Consider the following 17,221-nt stretch of genomic DNA (forward strand, 5'->3'; position numbering starts at 1 on the left):
CGCCGTCCTATAGAAGGCCGTATAGAAGCCTGATAGCGACGCTCATTGTGCTGTACGGGAAGCGCAATGGGAGGCGATCACAGTGACTGTTCCTGACCCGCGGACCCGCACCCGGTGGCTCCGGGCCTGCAACCGGGTCGTTCGGCCGCGTTGCCGCATCGTGTGCGCCCCGCACGCGGGCGGCACGGCACAGGCCTACCGGACGTGGCCGAGGGGACTGCCGTACGACGTCGAGGTGCACGCGGTCCAGTACCCGGGGCGGCAGGACCGTCTGGCGGAGGACCCGGTCGAGAGCATGCCGGAGGTCGTACGGCCGGTGGCGGACGCCCTGGAGCCCTTCCTGGCCGACCCGTTGGTGTTGTTCGGCCACAGCATGGGCGCCGCCGTCGTCTACGAGGTGGCGCTGGAGCTGGAGCGCCGCCACGGACGCCCGGCCGACCTGGTGGTGGTCTCCGGATCCCGGGCCCCGCACCACCGCGAACCGCATGCGCGCCATGAACTCGGCGACCGGGAACTGGTCGAGGAGGTGCGCCGGCTCAACCGGTCCTTCGGCGAGTTGGCGGCCGCGCCGGAACTCTTGGAGCTGGTCCTGCCCTCGATCCGAGCGGACTTCAAGCTCGCCGGACGCTACGTCCGCTCCCCGCCGATCGCGCTGCGGGCACCGCTGTTGGCCCTGGGCGGCAGTTCCGACCCGGACGTCGGCCCGGAGGACCTCACCCGCTGGCGGGCCTGCACGACGGGCCGGTTCGCCGCGCGGACCCTGGCCGGCGACCACTTCTACCTCGTCGACGAGGCACCGGTGCTCGACACCATCGCGCCCTGGCTGCCCGGTACCCGGCTCACGGCCCACGGCGCCGCCTGAGCCCCGACCGACCGCCCCTACCACCGATCTGGAGAACCCGAGCATGGTGGACCTCCACAGCGCTACCAGCGTCAGCACGGTCTTCACGGAACGCGCCCGGCGGACCGGCGCCGACCCGGCAGTCGCGATCGTCACCGACCCTGCGGACCCGGCCTCCGCCCAGTGCCTCACCTTCGCCGAACTCGACCACGAGGCACGGGTGTTCGCGCAGGAACTGAGCCGGGCCTGTGAACCCGGCGCCCGGGTGCTGCTGCTCTACCCGACCTCCGCGGAGTTCGTCGCCGCTGTCCTCGGCTGCCTCTACGCCGGCATGGTCGCGGTGCCCTCCTCGATGCCCGGCCGCTACCGGCACGACCGGCGGAGGGTGCTCGGCATCGCCCGCGACGCCGACGCCGCGTGCGTACTCACCTCCGCCGACGACCACGCCGAGGTGACGGCCTGGGCCGCGCAGGAGGGCCTCCACGCGCCGGTGCTCCGCCCGGAGCTCGACCCGGCGCGTGACGTGTCCGACGTCCGGGTGCACCCGGCCGACCGGGAGACCCTGGCGCTGCTGCAGTACACCTCCGGTTCCACGTCGGACCCGAAGGGCAGCATGGTCACCCACGGCAACCTGCTGGCCAACGCGGCCACCACCGCCGAGGCCTTCCGCTTCGAGGAGGGCCAGCGCTTCGGCGGCTGGTTGCCGAACTACCACGACATGGGCCTGATGGGGCTGCTGCTCTCGCCCCTGCTCGGCGGCGTCGGCACCGTCCTGATGAGTCCGGCTGCCTTCCTGCGCCGGCCGCGCGCCTGGCTGGAGATGCTCGGCGCCTTCGGGGTCACCCTCTCTGCGGCGCCGAACTTCGCGTACGAGCTGTGCACCGCGCGGGTGCGCGAGGAGGAGCTCGACGGGCTGGACCTTTCCCGCTGGCGCTTCGCCGTCAACGGCTCCGAGCCGGTCAAGGCCCGCGTTCTCGCCGACTTCGCCGCGAAGTTCGCGCCCGCCGGCTTCCGGCCGGACGCCTTCGCACCCTGCTTCGGCATGGCCGAAGCCACCCTGCTGGTCTCCACCACCCCAAGCCGCGAGCCCGTGGTGCTGCGCTGCGACGCGGCCGCGCTGGAGCAGGACGCCGTGCGCCCGGCCGGCGCCGGACCGGTCCGCACCCTGGTCAGCTGCGGCGCCCCGCGTGACCTCGACGTGCGGATCGTCGACCCGGCGACGTCGAGGGAGCTGCCGGGCGGTCAGGTCGGCGAGATCTGGCTGAGCGGTCCCTCCGTGGTGCGCGGCTACTGGCGCAACGAGGCGGCGACCGGTGAGACCTTCGGCCGGACGGTGGGCGCGGCGGGCGGTTTCCTGCGCACCGGCGACCTCGGCACGCTGGTCGACGGGGAGCTGTTCGTGACCGGCCGCATCAAGGAAATGATGATCATCCGCGGCCGCAACATCTACCCGCACGACATCGAGCACGAGCTGCGTCTGAACCACGAGCAGCTGCGCGACACCGTGGGAGCCGCGGTGACCGTCCCCGGCGGTGCGGACGGTGAGGACCGGCTGGTCCTGATCCACGAGGTCCGCAGGCTCGTCCCGGATGAACAACTCGCCGACCTCGCAGGCAAGCTGCGCAATACGGTGGCCCGGGAGTTCGGGCTCCGCGCGGACGCGGTGCTGCTGATGCGGCGCGGCGGCGTGCAGCGCACCACCAGTGGCAAGGTCCGCCGGGCCGAAATGCGCGCCCAGTACCTCGACGGTGAACTGCGACCGGTCTGGTCCGACGGCTACCGGGCCCGTGCCGAGGCGGTCACGGGGGAGTCCCGGTGACCACGGTGGACCGCCCCCCGGGCCTGGCGGCCGAGTTGGACCGTTGGTCGGAGGCCGGCGGCCCGTTCGACCCCGTGCTGCTCACCCGCCACGACGAGGCCGAGTCCTTCCCCGCCGAGGCCTGCGCGGCCCTGGACAGCCACGGTGTGGCCGGCCTCTACGTCCCGTGCCGCCGGGGCGGCAGGCTGGAGCACCTGGACCAGCTGCACGCGTCGCTGCGCGCGGTCGCCGCGCGGGACATCACGGTCGCGGTGGCCCACGGCAAGACCTTCCTCGGCGCCGCCTCCGTCTGGGTCGGCGGCGACGCGGCCCAGGCCGAGAGCCTGGCCCGCCATGTCCTCGCGGGCGAGGCCGTGGCCTGGGGCCTCACCGAACCCGGCCGGGGCAGCGACCTGCTGGCCGGTGAGGTCACCGCCGTCCGCGAGGGCCCGGGCTGGCGCCTGAACGGGCGGAAGTGGCCGGTGAACAACGCCACCCGCGGTCGCTTCCTCTGCGTGCTCGCCCGCACCGACCCGGCCGGGGGCCCGCGGGGCTTCAGCGTGTTCCTGGTGGACAAGCACGAACTCGCCGTCGGTGCCGTCCGTCCGATGCCCAAGCTGCCGACCCACGGCATCCGTGGTGCGGACATCAGCGGAGTCGAGTTCGACGACGCGCTGGTGCCGGGCCGCGCGCTGGTCGGAGACGAGGGCGCCGGAATCGAGCTGTCCCTCAAGGCGCTTCAGTTGACGCGTACGGCCTGCGTGGCGCTGTCCCTCGGCGCGGGTGACCACGGACTGCGGCTGCTCCGCCGCTTCCTGCGGGAGCGCCGACTGCACGGCCGCTGGCTCGCCGATCTGCCGCACGCCCGAGTGGTGGCCGGCCGGGCGGTCGCCCGGCTGATGCTCGCCGAGGCCGTCGCCGCCACCTCGGCCGCCGTCGCCCATGAGGCACCCGGCGAACTGGCCGCCGTCTCGGCGATCGCCAAGGCGCTCGCACCGACCCTGATCCAGGGCCAACTCCGGCTCATCGGAGAGCTGTTGGGAGCCCGCGGCTTCCTGCTGGACGTCGAGGGCTACGGGGCCTTCGGCAAGCTGGAGCGCGACCACCAGGTCGTCTCGATCTTCGACGGCAGCACCTGGGTCAACCGCGCGGTGCTCGCCGCCCATCTGCCGCTGCTGGTCCGCACCCCGGCCGCCGACCGGCCCGCTCCGGTGACCGACTGGCTGCGCGCCGACGGGCCCCGCGCGCCGCTCGACCCGTCCGCCCTCGCTCCGCTCAGCCGTGGCGACACCGTGCTCGGCGCACTCGACGCGCTGGCCGCTCGCGTCGACCCCGGGGGCACCGGCGGCGCCGACGGCCCGGCCCGGGCCTTGGCCGACGCGAAACGCGCGCTGTTCGACGCGATCCGCTGCCTGTGCCCCACCGCCGGAGCGCCGGCCACCGCGACCATGCGGCTCGCCGAGCGGTACGAGTGGTGCTGGGCCGGGGCCGCCGCCCTGGCCCTGTGGACGTCCGGCCCGGTACCCGAGGCGGACGTCTGGTGGCGCGGCGGCAGCTGGCTGCGCGGCTGCCTGGCCCTCGTCCTCGAACAGCTCGGGGACGAGGCCGGCGGGCGAGCGGACGCCGTCTTCGACGAACTCGGCAGCCTCGTGCTCTCCGATGCCGGAGCACACCCCTCCCTGTTCCGCCGACCGCTGGAGGACCTCCGGTGACCGCCGCCGTTCCATCCGATCCGCCCTCCGAGGCCCGGGCCGACGCCGCTTTCGGTGGCCGTGCCGAGGCCCTGGAGAACCTGCTCGGCGACCCGTGGGACGCCGACAACCCGGCGGGCTTCGCGGCCGTGGTGGCCGCCGACGAGGCCGAACGCACCCCGGCCGGAGGCGAACGCGCCCTGGACGACTTCGGGGTGCTCGCCGAGTTCGTCCCCGAACGCCTCGGTGGACGGCTGGGCCGAGCCGACCACCTCATCGACCTCATGCGCTCGGTCTACCGGCGCGACCCGAGTCTGGGCCTCGGCCACTGTTCCAGCTCGCTGCTGGGCGCCGTCAACCTCTGGACGGCGGGTTCCGAGACCCAGCAGCGTCACGCGGCGGACCTCCTGCTCGCCGGTGGCAAGCTCTCCTGCGCCTTCCACGAGCTCGCCCACGGCAACGACATCGGTTCGGTCGACTTCGCCGCCGTCCCGACCGCCGGCGGACACCGGCTCACCGGACGCAAGGAGAGCATCTCGAACCTGGACCGGGCCCGGGGCGTCGTCTTCCTGGCCCGTACGGACCCGGCCGGAGGCCCGCGCGGCTGCTCGCAGTTCTACCTTCCCGTCACCGCATTCGACCCCGACCGGGTGACCGGGCTGCCCCGCTTCCGATCGGTCGGCATGCGCGGTGTCCGCCTCGGTGGCGTCCGGGTCGAGGGTCTCCCGGTCGGCGCCGACGACCTGGTCGGTGCCCCGGGGACGGGTCTGGAGACGGCGGCCCGCGCGTTCCAGCTCACCCGCACCGCCCTGCCCGGGATGAGTACCGCGATCCTCGACACCGCCCTGCGCGTCACCCTGCACCACGTGCGCCGCCGCAGGCTGTACGGCCGCACCGCCGCCGACATCCCGATGGTGCGTAGCACCCTCGCCAACGCCTTCGCCGACCTGCTGCTCTGCGAGGCCTTCGCCGCGGTGGCCGCGCGGGCGCTGCACGTGCGACCGGAATCGGGCAGCGTGTACGCGCCCGCCGTGAAGTACCTGCTGTCCGGCGTGTTGCTGGACGCCGTGGAGCAGCTGTCGCTGGTGATGGGCTCGGAGTTCTACCGGCGGGACGGCGAGCACGCGGTGTTCCAAAAGATGGCGCGGGACGTCAAGCCGGTCGGCTTCGGGCACATCGCCAGAGCCGCCTGCCTGTCGGCGCTGTTGCCCCAGCTGCCCTTGCTGGCTCGTCGTTCCTGGCGTGACAGCGCCCCGGCCCCGGTCGAACTGTTCGGCTCCGACGGCGATCTCCCGCCGCTGGACCTCGCCGGGCTGCGGATCTCCGCGAACGGCCGGGACGTGCTCGCCGCCGCGCTCAACGCGGCTGCCGAGGAGGACTCGACGTCGGCCGGGCTGCGCCCGCTCGTCGAGCCGTACACCGCCCGGCTGCGCACCCTGGCGGATTCGTGCGTCGGACTGCGGCCCGCAGACCTGTCCGTGGCCGCGCCCGTGGCGGTCCGTGAGCTCGGCGCCGAGTACGCGGCGCTGCTCGCGGCCTCCGCCTGCCTGGGGATCCACCGGCATGCGCCGGCCGACGACTTCCTCGGCCGGCCGCACTGGCTGGTCGCCGCGTTCACCCGGCTGGCGTCCCGGGCCCCGGGCCGGGCCGCGGACCTGCCGGCCGAGGTCGAGGACGCGCTGGTCGAGGAGCTGTTCGAGCGGGACGACGAGGTCCGCGGTTTCGGACTGTCGGCCCGCCGCTACCGATGAGGCCCGCGGCCCGGCCGGCCGGGCCCGACCGTTCACGACACAGGAGGACACCTCAGATGGACAAGCCCGCTTCCGCTCCGACGACCGTCTCGGAGCTGGTGGATTGGATGGTCGGTCGCGTCGGCGAGTACCTTCCGGAGCTGACCGAGCCCGTCGCCACCGACCGTCCGCTCGGCGAGTACGGATTGGACTCGATCGCGGTGCTGGCGTTCGCCGCCGACGTCGAGGATCGGCTCGCGATCCGGATCGATCCCACGGTGGTCTGGGACCATCCGACCATCGAGCAACTCGCCGCGTTCCTCACGGCTGGGACGGAAGGGCGGAGCGAGGTGGCGTGATCCCGCCCCACCTGGGCCGGACCCCCGTGCGTGGTGGCCCGGCCCGGGGGTCGCGGCAGTGGGAGCACGACAGAGGCCGCGGGAGTTCCCGCGGCCTCTTCCTGTTCGTCCGTGCTGCCGGACCGGAATCCGTCAGGCCGTGTCACCCGCCATCTCGCGGACCAGGCTGAGCGGGCGCATGTCCGTCCAGTTCTGCTCCACGTACTCGAGGCACGCCGCACGGCTGTCCTCGCCGTGCACCGACTGCCAGCCGGCCGGGATCTCAGCGAACGCCGGCCACAGCGAGTGCTGGCCCTCGTCGTTGACCAGGACGAAGTACGGCGCGTCGTCGTTCTCGAAGGGGTTGGCCACGGTGAACACACCTCGCTTGTGCGTACGGAAGGGCTGTCCCCCCGATGGTGCGGCGCCGCTCTACAGGTTTCCTACAGGTCCCCCGTCCCGCCCGCATAGCCGATCTGTAGGCGCGGTGGCCAGGGTGGTGCCGACAGCGCTCCGGCGCCCGACCGGACACCGGCCAGGACACCTGTGGGAGAAGCTTTGAACACGGCGGCGATCGACATTGTCTGTCCGGCCTGGAACCGCTCCGAGGCCATCCGGCCGACGATCGACAGCGTCCTCGCCCAGACGTTCACCGACTGGCGGCTGCTGGTGGTCTCCGACGGGAGCACCGACGACACCGACGACGTCGTCCGCTCGTACGACGACCCCAGGATCACCCTCATCCGGGCGTCGCACCATGGCCACCCGGGCGGTCCCCGCAACATCGGGCTCGCCGTCTCCACCGCCCCGGCCATCGCCTACCTGGACAGCGACGACCGCTGGTTACCGGACCATCTCGCTGTGCTCCAGAGGGCGTTCGACGAGGGTGCTCGACTGGTGGTGACGGCGAGCATCGGGCTGAACCAGCAGGACGAGGAGCAGTACCGGTCGGACCTGCTGAACACGGTGTGGCACCCCGACCTCCAGTTGTTGTGGGCGTTCTTCGAGCCCTCCCGGGTCGGTCACCTGAGTGGCCTGCCGGAGAGTGTCGGTGGCTGGACGGTCGATCACACCGGCATGGAGGACTGGGACCTCTGGCTGCGTCTCACCGACGCCGGGGAGCGGTTCACCACGCTCTCCGACCGGACCGTTCAGATGTACCTGAGCGACACCTCCCGACGGCGCACGATGGAGCTACGACACCGGCTGACCCTCGGCGTCCTGCCCCACGAGGACGCCTGCCGAGCCCTCCTGGACCGCTGCCGCACCCCGGAGGTCCAGGACGAACTGAGGGCCGCCTTCGCCGACGAGATGATGCGCTTCTACCATGCCAAGGCGCAGGAGAGCGAGTTGGTGATGCCGCCCGGTGTGACGGCCGATGAAGTCCTCGGTCGAGTAGAGCAGTTCGTCACCGACCCGCAGACTCCGATGCTCCGCGAGCTCACCTTCGTCCCACAAAGGGAGGAGTACGCGGTCGTGCTGCCTCTACAGTGCAGCAGCGAGCATCATGCAGACCGCCTGCGCGCCTTCCTGCTCACCCACGACTCAGGCCGACACGCGGTCGTGCGTCGGCTGATGTACCCCTCCGAGCACCGGTGACATGCCCTGCGGCGTACACACGACGGTGATCTTCGCGGTCGAGACGTCCGCGAAGATCACCCCCAGCAACTCACGCCGTGCAGTTGATCAATTGCCCAGCACTTTCTCAGACCGCGGGGACCATCCCGAGCAGCTCGCTCAGGCGGCGGATGGTGGCGGGCGACTCGCGGTGCAGGCCGGCGACGTCGAGGCCCTCGTCTCCCAGGATCATCAGCAGCGCCCGCTCCCCGATGGCCAGCACCACGACGTAGCCGCTGTTGCAGCGGGTGACCACGTCGCGCAGGCCGCCCACGCCGACCTCGGCCGCGGTGCGGCGGCCGAGGCCGAGCATGGCGGCCGACAGGGCGGCGGCCGACTCGGGGTGGACGGCGGCCGTGTCAGCGGCCACCAAGAGGCCGTCGGTGGTGGAGATGACACTCTCCGAGATGCCCATGACCCGCTCGCGGAGGGACTTCAACTCGTCGACCAGTACGGCGGTCGGTGTCTGGCTGCTCATGGTGCGCTCTTCTCACTCTGCTCGGTCGTCTCGGTACGCGCGGTGTGCTCGGCGCGGTGTGCGTTCGGTGGACCGTCGGAAGCGGCCGCCGCTTCCTCGGATCGGGCGGGCAGGCCGCCGGGGCCGCCCGGACCGCCCGCGCCGGGTGCCCTGCGGACGCGGCGCGGCAGCGGCCCGGTGTCGGCCGGCGGCGGTTCGCTCGTCGGTACGCGCGGGGCCACGCTCGGTGCCAGGGGGACCGGATGCGCCGCTTCCCGGTGGAGCAGGTGCCGGGCGTCCATCCGTACGACGTCGAGGAGCACCGCGAACACACCGCGTCCCAGGGCGAAGCCGAGGTCGCGCGCGGTGCGGCGGCCGGTGGCGGCGGCCAGGATCTCCCGGTAGCGGACCGGGATCCGCAGCGCGCCGGACTCGGCCCGGGCGGCGGGACGGATCCGGATGCGGGCCAGTTCGCCGGGCGGTCCCCAGAGGCGGGTCAGCAGGGCCGTGCGCCGGGCCGTCTCCTCGAAGAGCCGCTCCGGCTCGATGCCCGGGCGCAGCGCGATCCTGGCAGGCGGCGCCGCCTCGGCCGTCTCCCAACTGCCGGGCGGGCTCAGCACCAGGGCGAAGGCCCCGTCGAAGGCGGCGGCGGCGCAGACGGCTTCGACCTCGGCGGCGCCGATCGACCCCTGGGCCACCAGGGCCGCGCCGAGGTCGCCGCCCCAGGTCGGGGGAGCGTCGGCCGGCCGGCCGGCGGACGCGGCCGTCTCGGCGGACGCCCACTCCTCCTCGCCGACGCGCCCGGACTTCAGCAGCAGGGTCTCGGCGGTCGGGGCCCCGGGGGTCTCGATCGCGGCGACCAGGCCCTGCTCCAGGTGGATCGTGCCGCCCGGTGCGCTGGAGACGGTGACCGAGCCGGTGAACTCCGTCCGGCGCAGCGCGAGCAGCAGCGCGGGCACGTTGCGCGCGGTGGGCGGAGCCGGCGTGGTGGGAGCCGCGGGCATGGCGGGCGGCGCCGGGTCGTGGGACGGGTCGGTCATGCCAGCAAGTCCCGCGCGCGGTCGGCGGTCTGGCGGACGGCCAGCGCCAGGTTGGTCCGTTCCCGGTCCAGCACGGTGGCCAGCAGCAGGGGGTCCCCCTTCCGGGACACCACCTGGACGACCTGGTGATGGCGGGTGCTGGTGACCACCAGGCTCTCCAACTCGCTCTCCGCCCCTGCCTCGTACAGCCGCTCGCCGATCAGGTTGGTCAGCTCCGCGAGTTCGGCCCCGGTCCCGAGCAGCCGGTGGTCCCCGGCGGACCGGTAGGTGAGACCTGTGACGGCGTCGACGAGCGCGGCACCGACCACTCCGGGGGAGCCGAGCACATCGGAGAGGGAAGCTTCGAGTGCGCGCACCAGTACCCCTTCACGTTCTGAACCCCGGCAGCGTACTTTATTTCATCATTTTCACGAGGCGACCACAACCGATGACTTCTTGCTACTTTGTTCCTGCACACGGGAGTTCTGCCCGGAAGTCACGCAAAGGACGAACAGCGCATGAACATTGACGACGCACTCAAGGACGCGATGGCCATCGAGGGGGCCATCGGAGTGGCCGTGGCCGACTACGATAGCGGTATGTCACTCGGGTTCCTCGGCGGGGGGCAGCAGCTCGACCTGGAGATTGCGGCCGCCGCCAACACCGAGGTCGTTCGTGCGAAGATACGCGCCCTGGCCGCGCTGTCGATCGACGATGTCATCGAGGACATCCTGATCACCCTCGGCACCCAGTACCACCTGATCCGCCCGCTGACCCGCAGTCACGGCTCGCTCTTCCTCTACCTGGCACTGGACCGCTCGCGCGCCAACCTCGCGCTCGCCCGGCACGGTCTCAAGCGCATCGAGGCCGCTCTCGACATCTAGCCGAGGCCGCGCCCCGTCCGGAAACCCCACCCGAAGCCCCGCGCGGCGCCGCTTTTCGCGCGTGGAATTCCGGGCGGAGCGAATGCGGGGCGTGATGAACCGACTACGGGGCTCCGTCCGTGGGATTCGGGCCGCGAATATCGCGGTGTACGCCGACCACGGAAATGCGTGACTTTCCGATGACTGCGCGTCATATTCGCCCCGGCTGTTCCGGCCGGCGCCGGAGCGCCGCAATACCGTGACCGCACCGCCGCACCGCCGGTGTTTCGGCGGTGCCGCGGAATCGGCTCGACCGGCTCGTCGGCGGGCTGGGTGCGTTGCGCTGTCGCGACGAATAGTGCGTGTCGCAAGCATCGCGTTCCCCCATGGGGCTGTCGCGCCTCTCATGCTGGGGCGGACGCCGCTTCGCGTGGGCGGGTGGAGCTCTACGGGCCGGACGGAGACTGCTGATGAGTGTGCTGGAACGCGTGGACGAGAGGGCCCTGGCCGTGGGAGGGGACGACGAGTCGGACGTCTATCCGGACGACCGGGAGTGGGTGAACGCGTGCATCCGGCGCGTCCGCGGCGAACTCGCGCCCGAGGAGACGGCGGTGAACGAGATCCCGCTGCCCCCACAGGAACATGTGACGCCTGCGCGCCGACAGGCGTGCCCCGGACCGGCGCCGGCGCCGGTCCGGGGCACGTTCACGCATCCCCGGCGGGACCCGCGGCCGGCTCGTCCGCGGGCGTCCGAATTCCGTAAGGAGTCGCTTGCCGTGCCGTAGCCGAGCCGCGGCATACGGTCGTGCCAGCGCGGCCACTCCGCCTCCGCGCGTACCCGCGAAGGAGCGCCACCGTGAACGCCCACGACGACGACGCCGACGGGCCCCACCGTCCCCCGCCCGGCCCCGATCGGCAGCCCGAGCCCGAGCCCGAGCCCGAGCCCGAGCCGGAGCCCGGGCCCGAGCGGAAGCCCCCACCCGGGCCCGCGCGCCCGGAGTTCTGGCGCAGCCCCCTGCGCGGCCCCTGGCTCACCTCGATGTTCGGCCTGGTGCTGCTGCCCGGGATCACGGTGGAGTTCGTGACCGGGCTCCTGTCCTACGCCGCCTACAACCCCGGCCTCGGCCCGGTCAACGACCAGACCCCGGACAAGGGTTGGCTCGGCTTCTACCTCTTCTCCTGGCCCACCAGCCCCAGTTGGCTCTACCGGCTGAACCAGGGGATCCACGTGACCCTCGGGATCGTGCTGATCCCGGTCCTGCTGGCCAAGCTCTGGTCGGTCATCCCCAAGCTCTTCTCCTGGCCCCCGCTCCGCTCTGCCGCCCATGCGGTCGAGCGCCTGTCGCTGCTGCTCCTGGTCGGTGGCGCACTGTTCGAGTTCGCCACCGGGGTGCTCAACATCCAGTTGCACTACATCTTCCCCGGTTCCTTCTACACCCTGCACTTCTACGGTGCGTGGGTCTTCGCCGGCGCCTTCGCCGTCCACGTGGTGTTCCGCGTCCCGGTCATGGTCCGGGCGCTGCGCAGCCGGCGCCTGCGTACCGAACTGCGCACCGGCGCCGCCGACACGCTGCCCGAGCCGCCCGACGGCACCGGCCTGGTCTCCCCGAGCCCCGCGCCCGCGACCGTCTCCCGGCGCGGCGCCCTCGCCGTGGTCGGTGCGGGCTGCCTCACGCTGTTCGCGGTGACGGTCGGCCAGAGCCTCGGCGGATGGTGGCGCAGGACCGCGCTGCTCGCCCCGCACGGCCAGGAGCCCGGCACCGGCCCGAACGCCTTCCAGATCAACAAGACCGCTGCCGACATCGGCATCCGCCCCGCCGACATCGGCCCCGACTGGCGGCTGACCGTCCGCGGGCCCGGCCGTGAGGCCGTCCTCACCCTGGACCAGCTGAGGAGCCTCCCGCAGACCACCGCGGCCCTGCCCATCGCCTGCGTCGAGGGCTGGTCCACCCCCGACCAGGACTGGACCGGCGTCCGGTTGACCGACCTGGCCGCGCTCGTCGGCCTGACCGACAGCCCGCCGGACGTCTTCGTGGAATCCGTCCAGCGCGGCGGGTCCTTCGCCTCCACCGTCCTGCGCGACAACCAGGTCCGCGACGCCCGCTCCCTGCTGGCCCTGCGCGTCAACGGCGCCGACCTCTCGCCCGACCACGGCTACCCGGCCCGGATCATCGTTCCCGCCAACCCCGGTGTCCACAACACCAAATGGGTCACCCGCCTCACCTTCGGAGCCACCGGATGAGAAACCGGATGAGAAACCGGATGAGCCATCGGACGATCCACCGGAGGAGAAACCGGGTGAGCCACCGCAGAGGCTTCCGCGAGCGCTACGGCGCGTCCCCGCTGCACCTGCTGCTCCTGGTGTGCTCCTTCGCCCTGGCCCTGTACGCCGGGATCCGCCTCCTCAAGGGCGATCCGCTCGGCGTCGCGATCTGGTTCGTCGGAGCCGCGCTGCTCCACGACCTGGTCCTGCTGCCGCTCTACACGCTCACCGACCGGGCCGCCCAGGCCCTGACGGGTGTCCGCCGGGCTTCCGCGGGCGGGGCGCACCGGATGCCGGCGGTCAACTACCTCCGCGTCCCCGCCTTCCTCTCGCTGCTGCTGCTGGTCGTCTGGTACCCGCTCATCCTGCGTCGCGTCCCCGGCTACCACGCCGCCACCGGCCTGGATCCGGCGGTGTTCCTCGGGCGCTGGCTGCTGCTGACCGCGGCGTTCTTCGCCGTCTCGGCGCTGTGCCTGCTCGCCGCGACGGCCCGGCGGCGACGGTCGGAGAGGCCTCGCCGCGAGCCCGTGGCGAGGGGACGTTCGTGATTCGTAAGGCATGGTGCCCCCGTTCCGGCGCGGTCCGTTCCTACAGTTGGCGGGAGGTTGTTCCCGAGAAGAGAGGCGGACCGGGATGACGGTCGACCAGGACGTCCTGCCGAGCGCCGAGGTGGGCGTCATCGGCGGCTCCGGGCTCTACGAACTGCTGGACGACGTGACCGAGGTGCGGGTGGACACCCCGTACGGCGAACCGAGCGACGTGGTGTTCGTGGGGGAGGTGGCCGGCCGCCGGGTCGCGTTCCTGCCCCGGCACGGGCGCGGCCACCGGCTTCCCCCGCACCGGATCAACTACCGCGCGAACCTGTGGGCGCTGCACACGCTGGGTGTGCGGCAGGTGGTCGCGCCGTGCGCGGTGGGCGGGCTGCGCCCGGAGTACGGGCCGGGCACGCTGCTGGCGCCCGACCAGTTCGTGGACCGGACCTCGGGGCGCCCGCAGACCTTCTACGACGGCCTGCCGCTGCCGGACGGCACGGTGCCGGAGGTGGTCCACGTGTCGATGGCCGACCCGTACTGCCCGGCGGGGCGGACGGCGGTGCTGGGGGCCGCCCGGGAGGCGGCCTGGGAGCCGGTCGACGGCGGCACGCTGGTGGTGATCGAGGGCCCGCGCTTCTCCACCCGCGCCGAGTCCCGCTGGTTCACCGCCAACGGCTGGTCGGTGGTCGGCATGACGGGACACCCGGAGGCCGTCCTCGCCCGTGAACTCGGGCTCTGCTACACCTCACTGGCCCTGGTCACGGACCTCGACGCCGGGGTGGAGAGCGGTGCGGGCGTCACCCACGGCGAGGTGCTGGAGGAGTTCGCCCGCAACGTCGACCGGCTGCGCGCCGTGCTGTTCAAGGCGGTGGAGCGGCTGCCGCTGGTGCGCGAGTGCCCCTGCCCGCACGCCCTGGACGGTCTCACGACGGGTCTTCCCGGGGTGCCCGGCGGTGGGTCGTAGCGGCGGGCGGCGGGGGTCGGGTCGTAGCGGTGGGCGTCGGGCGTCGGGTCGTAGCGCCGGTGCCGGTGGAAGGGCGGGCAGGGTGATCGACCGTACCGTCCCGTCCTGCGTTCTCGCCCTCGCCGCCCTGGTCGCCGCGCTGGCGCTGACCTTCACCGACGGCGGCGCCGTGCCGCTCCCGGTCTGGTACGTCCTGGACACGGCCCTCTTCGCCGTCGCGGTGCTGCTGCTGCGCCGGGTGCCCGGCCGGCAGGTCGCGCTGCTGGTCCTGGCCGGCAGCGCGGCCGTCGCCGCCGTCGGGCTGCTGGCCCCGCCGCGCACCAGTGACGACGCCTACCGCTACGTCTGGGACGGCCGGGTCCAGGCGGCCGGTATCTCGCCCTACGCCCACACCCCGGACGATCCGGCGCTGGCCGGGCTGCGTGATCCGGGGCTCTTCCCGGCGGGTGACGGCTGCACCGGCTGGGACGAGCGGCGCACCACCGCCGGGGACTGCACCCGGATCAACCGGCCGGCCGTGCACACCATCTACCCGCCGGTGGCGCAGGTCTGGTTCGTCGTGCTGCACCCGTTCGGCGGCGGGGTCCGCGGGGTGCAGGCCGGCGGCGCGGTGCTGGCGGTGGCGACGACCGCCCTGCTGCTGAGGACGGGTCGGGAGCAGTGGCGGGCCGCGTTGTGGGGGTGGTTCCCCGGCGTGGCCGTGTGGGCGGTCAACGACGCGCACGTGGACACGCTCGGAGCCCTGCTGACGGTCGCCGGGCTCGGCTGCGCGGCGCGCGGGAGGGCCGTACGAGGGGGGCTCCTGCTGGGCGGCGCGGTCGCGACCAAGCTGCTGCCGGCCCTCGTCCTCCCCGGCGCGCTGTCCGGCCCGGCGGCCCGGCGCCCGTCCCGGAAGGACGTCCTCCTGGCCGGAGCCGCGCTCGGCGCCTTCGCCCTGTCCTACCTCCCGTACGTCGTGGCCTCGGGCACCTCGGTCCTCGGCTACCTGCCGGGCTACCTGAAGGAGGAGGGCTACGAGCAGGGGCACATTGACCGGTTCGGGCTGCTGAGGCTGGTGCTGTCCGACCGCCTCGCACCGTGGGCGGCGGCGCTCGTCCTGGCGGCCGTGGCGGCCCGGGTCCTCCTGCGGGGCGACCGGTCCCGGCCGTGGGCCGGCGCGCTCCTGGTGACGGGCACGGCGCTGCTGCTGGTCGCGCCCTCCTACCCCTGGTACGGGCTGCTGGTGGTCGCGCTGGTCGCGCTCGACGGCCGCTGGGAGTGGCTGGCCGTCCCGGCCGCCGGGCAGGCGCTCTACCTGGCACAGGGCCCGACGGCGCAGCAGCTCGCCTACGGGACGGCCCTGTGCGTCGTCCTCCTGGTCCCGGTGCCGCGCCGGCGCCGCGCGGGGCGGGCCGTCGCGTCGGCGGGGGCCGGCGGCGGGGGCCGGGGCGTGTCCGACGCCCGAGAAGTGACGGAAGTCTGACGGATCCGCGCAAGGGCTGGCGGGTCCGCGGCCGTTCCTGGTCGAATCGCGGGCGTGAGCGAACAGATCGAAGAGCGCGGCGGGACGCCGGTGGGCCGGCGGGTGGTGCTGGGGATGCTCGGACTCGGCGTCGTCGGCGTGGCGGCCGGGCCCGTCCTCCAGCGGGCCCAGGACACGGTGGCAGGAAAGGACCCGACCGGGCTCACCGGCCTGCTCCCGGGAGGCGGCGGCTTCCGGTACTACTCCGTCGTCTCCTCGGTGCCGTCCCGGGGCCCGGACACCTACCGCCTCACGGTGGACGGCCTGGTGGAACGCCCCGGCAGCTACGGCCTGGCCGACCTCCGGACGATGCCGCAGCGCCGGATCGTGCGGGACGTGCAGTGCGTGACCGGCTGGCGGGTGCCGGACACCCCGTTCGAGGGCGTCCCGCTGGCCCACCTGCTCGACGCCGCCGGGGTGAAGCCGGGCGCCGGTGCGGTGCGGTTCAGCTGCTTCGACGGCGAGTACACCGAGAGCCTCACCCTGGAGCAGGCCCGGCGCGACGACGTCGTGGTCGCGCTCAAGCTCCAGGACGCCCCGATCACGCACGCCCACGGCGGGCCGGTGCGCCTGTACGTGGCACCGATGTACTTCTACAAGTCGGCCAAGTGGCTGTCCGGGATCACCGTCACCGACACGGTGCAGCCGGGTTACTGGGAGCGGAACGGTTATGACGTCGACGCCTGGGTCGGCCGGTCGAACGGACGTGACGATGCGCCGACCGCCTGACCTCCTGCTCCGGTTCGCCCGCGCCGAGCGCTGGGTGCACCGCGCCACCGCGGCCCTGCTGCTGACCTGCCTGGCCACCGCCGCCTGCCTCTACCTGGCGCCGCTGGCCGAACTGGTCGGGCGCCGCAGGCTGGTGGCCACCGTGCACGTGTGGTGCGGCCTGGCCCTGCCGGTCCCGCTGCTGCTCGGACTGGCCTTCCGGGCGGTGCGCGCGGACGTGTCGAGGCTGAGCCGCTTCCTCCCCGAGGACCGGGCGTGGCTGCGCGCGGCGTGGGCGCGCGCCCCGCACCGCCCGGCGGGGAAGTTCAACGCCGGGCAGAAGCTGTACGCCCAGTGGACGCTGGGCGCGATGCTGGTGATCCTCGGCACGGGCCTGGCGATGTGGCTCGTCCACCTCACCCCGCCGGGCTGGCGGACCGGTGCGACCTTCGTCCACGACTGGCTCGCGGCGGCCATCGCCGTGGTGACGGCCGGCCACGTCCGGATGGCCTGGCGCGATCCCGAGGCCCGGCGCGGGATGCGCACGGGGCTGGTCGACCGGCGCTGGGCCGAACGCGAGCACCCGCAGTGGGCGCCCCCCGCGCCGCCCGCGGACCGGGAGGACCCGGCCCGCAGCGGGGGCGCGCCGCGCCCGTGAGGTGCCAGCGGTCCGGTCGGGCCCGGCCCGGCCCGGCCCGGCCCGTGAGGTGCGCCGCGCCCGCCTGACCGCCACGGGGGGGGGGGGGCCCCGCGCCCGGGGCGGGAGCCCCCGGGGGGGGGGGTGCACCCCGGCCCCCCCCGGCCGGGCGGCCCCCCCCCCCCCGCCGGCCGGGAATGGCCGCGCCCCCCGCGACGGGGCGCCGCGCCCCCCCCCACCCCCCCCCCCCGGCAAGGAGAG

At 73.6% G+C, this 17,221-nt stretch carries 18 protein-coding genes; 14 read left to right on the plus strand and 4 right to left on the minus strand.

The genetic code is table 11. The features are described 5' to 3' along the window. The first annotated feature begins 160 nt into the window (after positions 1 to 160). From ACFQ6N_RS01535 to ACFQ6N_RS01555, 5 genes are read left to right on the plus strand one after another with little or no spacing between them, the layout of a single operon-like run. The gene (locus tag ACFQ6N_RS01535; RefSeq protein ID WP_380646117.1) at positions 161 to 862 is read left to right on the plus strand and encodes a thioesterase II family protein; all 702 of its coding nucleotides are present in this window, start codon (positions 161 to 163) and stop codon (positions 860 to 862) included. 43 nt (positions 863 to 905) lie between these two features. Beyond that, positions 906 to 2,660, plus strand: a complete 1,755-nt coding sequence (locus ACFQ6N_RS01540) for a fatty acyl-AMP ligase (RefSeq protein ID WP_380646118.1) — start codon at positions 906 to 908, stop codon at positions 2,658 to 2,660. Beyond that, complete coding sequence (locus ACFQ6N_RS01545) at positions 2,657 to 4,351, plus strand: acyl-CoA dehydrogenase family protein (RefSeq protein WP_380646120.1); 1,695 nt, start codon at positions 2,657 to 2,659, stop codon at positions 4,349 to 4,351. The genes ACFQ6N_RS01540 and ACFQ6N_RS01545 overlap by 4 nt, the downstream gene beginning before the upstream one ends. After that, on the plus strand, positions 4,348 to 6,081 hold the full coding sequence (locus ACFQ6N_RS01550) for an acyl-CoA dehydrogenase family protein (RefSeq protein WP_380646121.1): 1,734 nt from the start codon (positions 4,348 to 4,350) through the stop codon (positions 6,079 to 6,081). The genes ACFQ6N_RS01545 and ACFQ6N_RS01550 overlap by 4 nt, the downstream gene beginning before the upstream one ends. Before the next feature lie 56 nt (positions 6,082 to 6,137). After that, complete coding sequence (locus ACFQ6N_RS01555) at positions 6,138 to 6,419, plus strand: acyl carrier protein (protein ID WP_380646123.1); 282 nt, start codon at positions 6,138 to 6,140, stop codon at positions 6,417 to 6,419. 132 nt (positions 6,420 to 6,551) lie between these two features. On the opposite strand, the gene ACFQ6N_RS01560 is transcribed toward ACFQ6N_RS01555, so the two are convergent. Next, a complete protein-coding gene (locus ACFQ6N_RS01560) occupies positions 6,552 to 6,770 on the minus strand; it encodes an MbtH family protein (RefSeq protein WP_380646124.1) in 219 nt (72 codons plus the stop codon). Between the two features lie 186 nt (positions 6,771 to 6,956). Here ACFQ6N_RS01560 and ACFQ6N_RS01565 point away from each other — a divergent pair, with 186 nt between their 5' ends. Beyond that, positions 6,957 to 7,997 carry a glycosyltransferase family 2 protein gene (locus ACFQ6N_RS01565; protein WP_380646125.1) on the plus strand — a complete coding sequence of 347 codons (1,041 nt, stop codon included), beginning with the start codon at positions 6,957 to 6,959 and terminating at the stop codon, positions 7,995 to 7,997. Between the two features lie 106 nt (positions 7,998 to 8,103). Here ACFQ6N_RS01565 and ACFQ6N_RS01570 read toward each other — a convergent pair whose 3' ends face one another. From ACFQ6N_RS01570 to ACFQ6N_RS01580, 3 genes are read right to left on the minus strand one after another with little or no spacing between them, the layout of a single operon-like run. Beyond that, on the minus strand, positions 8,104 to 8,493 hold the full coding sequence (locus ACFQ6N_RS01570; protein ID WP_380646126.1) for a roadblock/LC7 domain-containing protein: 390 nt from the start codon (positions 8,491 to 8,493) through the stop codon (positions 8,104 to 8,106). After that, positions 8,490 to 9,512: a hypothetical protein gene (locus ACFQ6N_RS01575; RefSeq protein WP_380646127.1), complete on the minus strand. Its 1,023-nt coding sequence runs from the start codon at positions 9,510 to 9,512 to the stop codon at positions 8,490 to 8,492. The genes ACFQ6N_RS01570 and ACFQ6N_RS01575 overlap by 4 nt, the downstream gene beginning before the upstream one ends. After that, entirely contained in the window at positions 9,509 to 9,868 is a 360-nt protein-coding gene (locus ACFQ6N_RS01580; RefSeq protein WP_380646128.1) for a hypothetical protein, read from the minus strand. Before ACFQ6N_RS01580 ends, ACFQ6N_RS01575 begins: the two co-directional genes overlap by 4 nt. A gap of 141 nt (positions 9,869 to 10,009) precedes the next feature. Here ACFQ6N_RS01580 and ACFQ6N_RS01585 point away from each other — a divergent pair, with 141 nt between their 5' ends. From ACFQ6N_RS01585 to ACFQ6N_RS01620, 8 genes are all read left to right on the plus strand, one after another. Further along, positions 10,010 to 10,375: a hypothetical protein gene (locus tag ACFQ6N_RS01585; RefSeq protein ID WP_380646129.1), complete on the plus strand. Its 366-nt coding sequence runs from the start codon at positions 10,010 to 10,012 to the stop codon at positions 10,373 to 10,375. Positions 10,376 to 10,824: 449 nt separating this feature from the next. After that, complete coding sequence (locus ACFQ6N_RS01590; RefSeq protein WP_380646130.1) at positions 10,825 to 11,139, plus strand: hypothetical protein; 315 nt, start codon at positions 10,825 to 10,827, stop codon at positions 11,137 to 11,139. Positions 11,140 to 11,393: 254 nt separating this feature from the next. Further along, a complete protein-coding gene (locus tag ACFQ6N_RS01595) occupies positions 11,394 to 12,596 on the plus strand; it encodes a molybdopterin-dependent oxidoreductase (protein WP_380646148.1) in 1,203 nt (400 codons plus the stop codon). Positions 12,597 to 12,652: 56 nt separating this feature from the next. Beyond that, the gene (locus tag ACFQ6N_RS01600; protein WP_380646131.1) at positions 12,653 to 13,165 is read left to right on the plus strand and encodes a hypothetical protein; all 513 of its coding nucleotides are present in this window, start codon (positions 12,653 to 12,655) and stop codon (positions 13,163 to 13,165) included. An 85-nt stretch (positions 13,166 to 13,250) separates the two neighbouring features. Then, entirely contained in the window at positions 13,251 to 14,114 is an 864-nt protein-coding gene (locus ACFQ6N_RS01605; RefSeq protein WP_380646133.1) for an S-methyl-5'-thioadenosine phosphorylase, read from the plus strand. An 82-nt stretch (positions 14,115 to 14,196) separates the two neighbouring features. Continuing rightward, positions 14,197 to 15,576, plus strand: a complete 1,380-nt coding sequence (locus ACFQ6N_RS01610; protein WP_380646134.1) for a glycosyltransferase 87 family protein — start codon at positions 14,197 to 14,199, stop codon at positions 15,574 to 15,576. Between the two features lie 114 nt (positions 15,577 to 15,690). Further along, positions 15,691 to 16,344, plus strand: coding sequence for a molybdopterin-dependent oxidoreductase (locus tag ACFQ6N_RS01615; protein ID WP_380646149.1), 654 nt, complete (start codon positions 15,691 to 15,693; stop codon positions 16,342 to 16,344). Further along, positions 16,328 to 16,981 carry a cytochrome b/b6 domain-containing protein gene (locus ACFQ6N_RS01620; RefSeq protein ID WP_380646136.1) on the plus strand — a complete coding sequence of 218 codons (654 nt, stop codon included), beginning with the start codon at positions 16,328 to 16,330 and terminating at the stop codon, positions 16,979 to 16,981. Before ACFQ6N_RS01615 ends, ACFQ6N_RS01620 begins: the two co-directional genes overlap by 17 nt. Positions 16,982 to 17,221 lie beyond the last annotated feature (240 nt).

The organism is Kitasatospora sp. NPDC056446 (assembly GCF_042796115.1).
GTDB lineage: Bacteria > Actinomycetota > Actinomycetes > Streptomycetales > Streptomycetaceae > Kitasatospora.

Coding starts and splice junctions, on each gene's coding strand:
- ACFQ6N_RS01540 (WP_380646118.1), top strand. CDS start 906: ATGGTGGACCTCCACAGCGCTACCAGCGTCAGCACGGTCTTCACGGAA.
- ACFQ6N_RS01555 (WP_380646123.1), top strand. CDS start 6,138: ATGGACAAGCCCGCTTCCGCTCCGACGACCGTCTCGGAGCTGGTGGAT.
- ACFQ6N_RS01570 (WP_380646126.1), bottom strand. CDS start 8,493: ATGAGCAGCCAGACACCGACCGCCGTACTGGTCGACGAGTTGAAGTCC.
- ACFQ6N_RS01575 (WP_380646127.1), bottom strand. CDS start 9,512: ATGACCGACCCGTCCCACGACCCGGCGCCGCCCGCCATGCCCGCGGCT.
- ACFQ6N_RS01585 (WP_380646129.1), top strand. CDS start 10,010: ATGAACATTGACGACGCACTCAAGGACGCGATGGCCATCGAGGGGGCC.
- ACFQ6N_RS01590 (WP_380646130.1), top strand. CDS start 10,825: ATGAGTGTGCTGGAACGCGTGGACGAGAGGGCCCTGGCCGTGGGAGGG.
- ACFQ6N_RS01595 (WP_380646148.1), top strand. CDS start 11,394: ATGTTCGGCCTGGTGCTGCTGCCCGGGATCACGGTGGAGTTCGTGACC.
- ACFQ6N_RS01605 (WP_380646133.1), top strand. CDS start 13,251: ATGACGGTCGACCAGGACGTCCTGCCGAGCGCCGAGGTGGGCGTCATC.
- ACFQ6N_RS01615 (WP_380646149.1), top strand. CDS start 15,691: ATGCTCGGACTCGGCGTCGTCGGCGTGGCGGCCGGGCCCGTCCTCCAG.
- ACFQ6N_RS01620 (WP_380646136.1), top strand. CDS start 16,328: ATGCGCCGACCGCCTGACCTCCTGCTCCGGTTCGCCCGCGCCGAGCGC.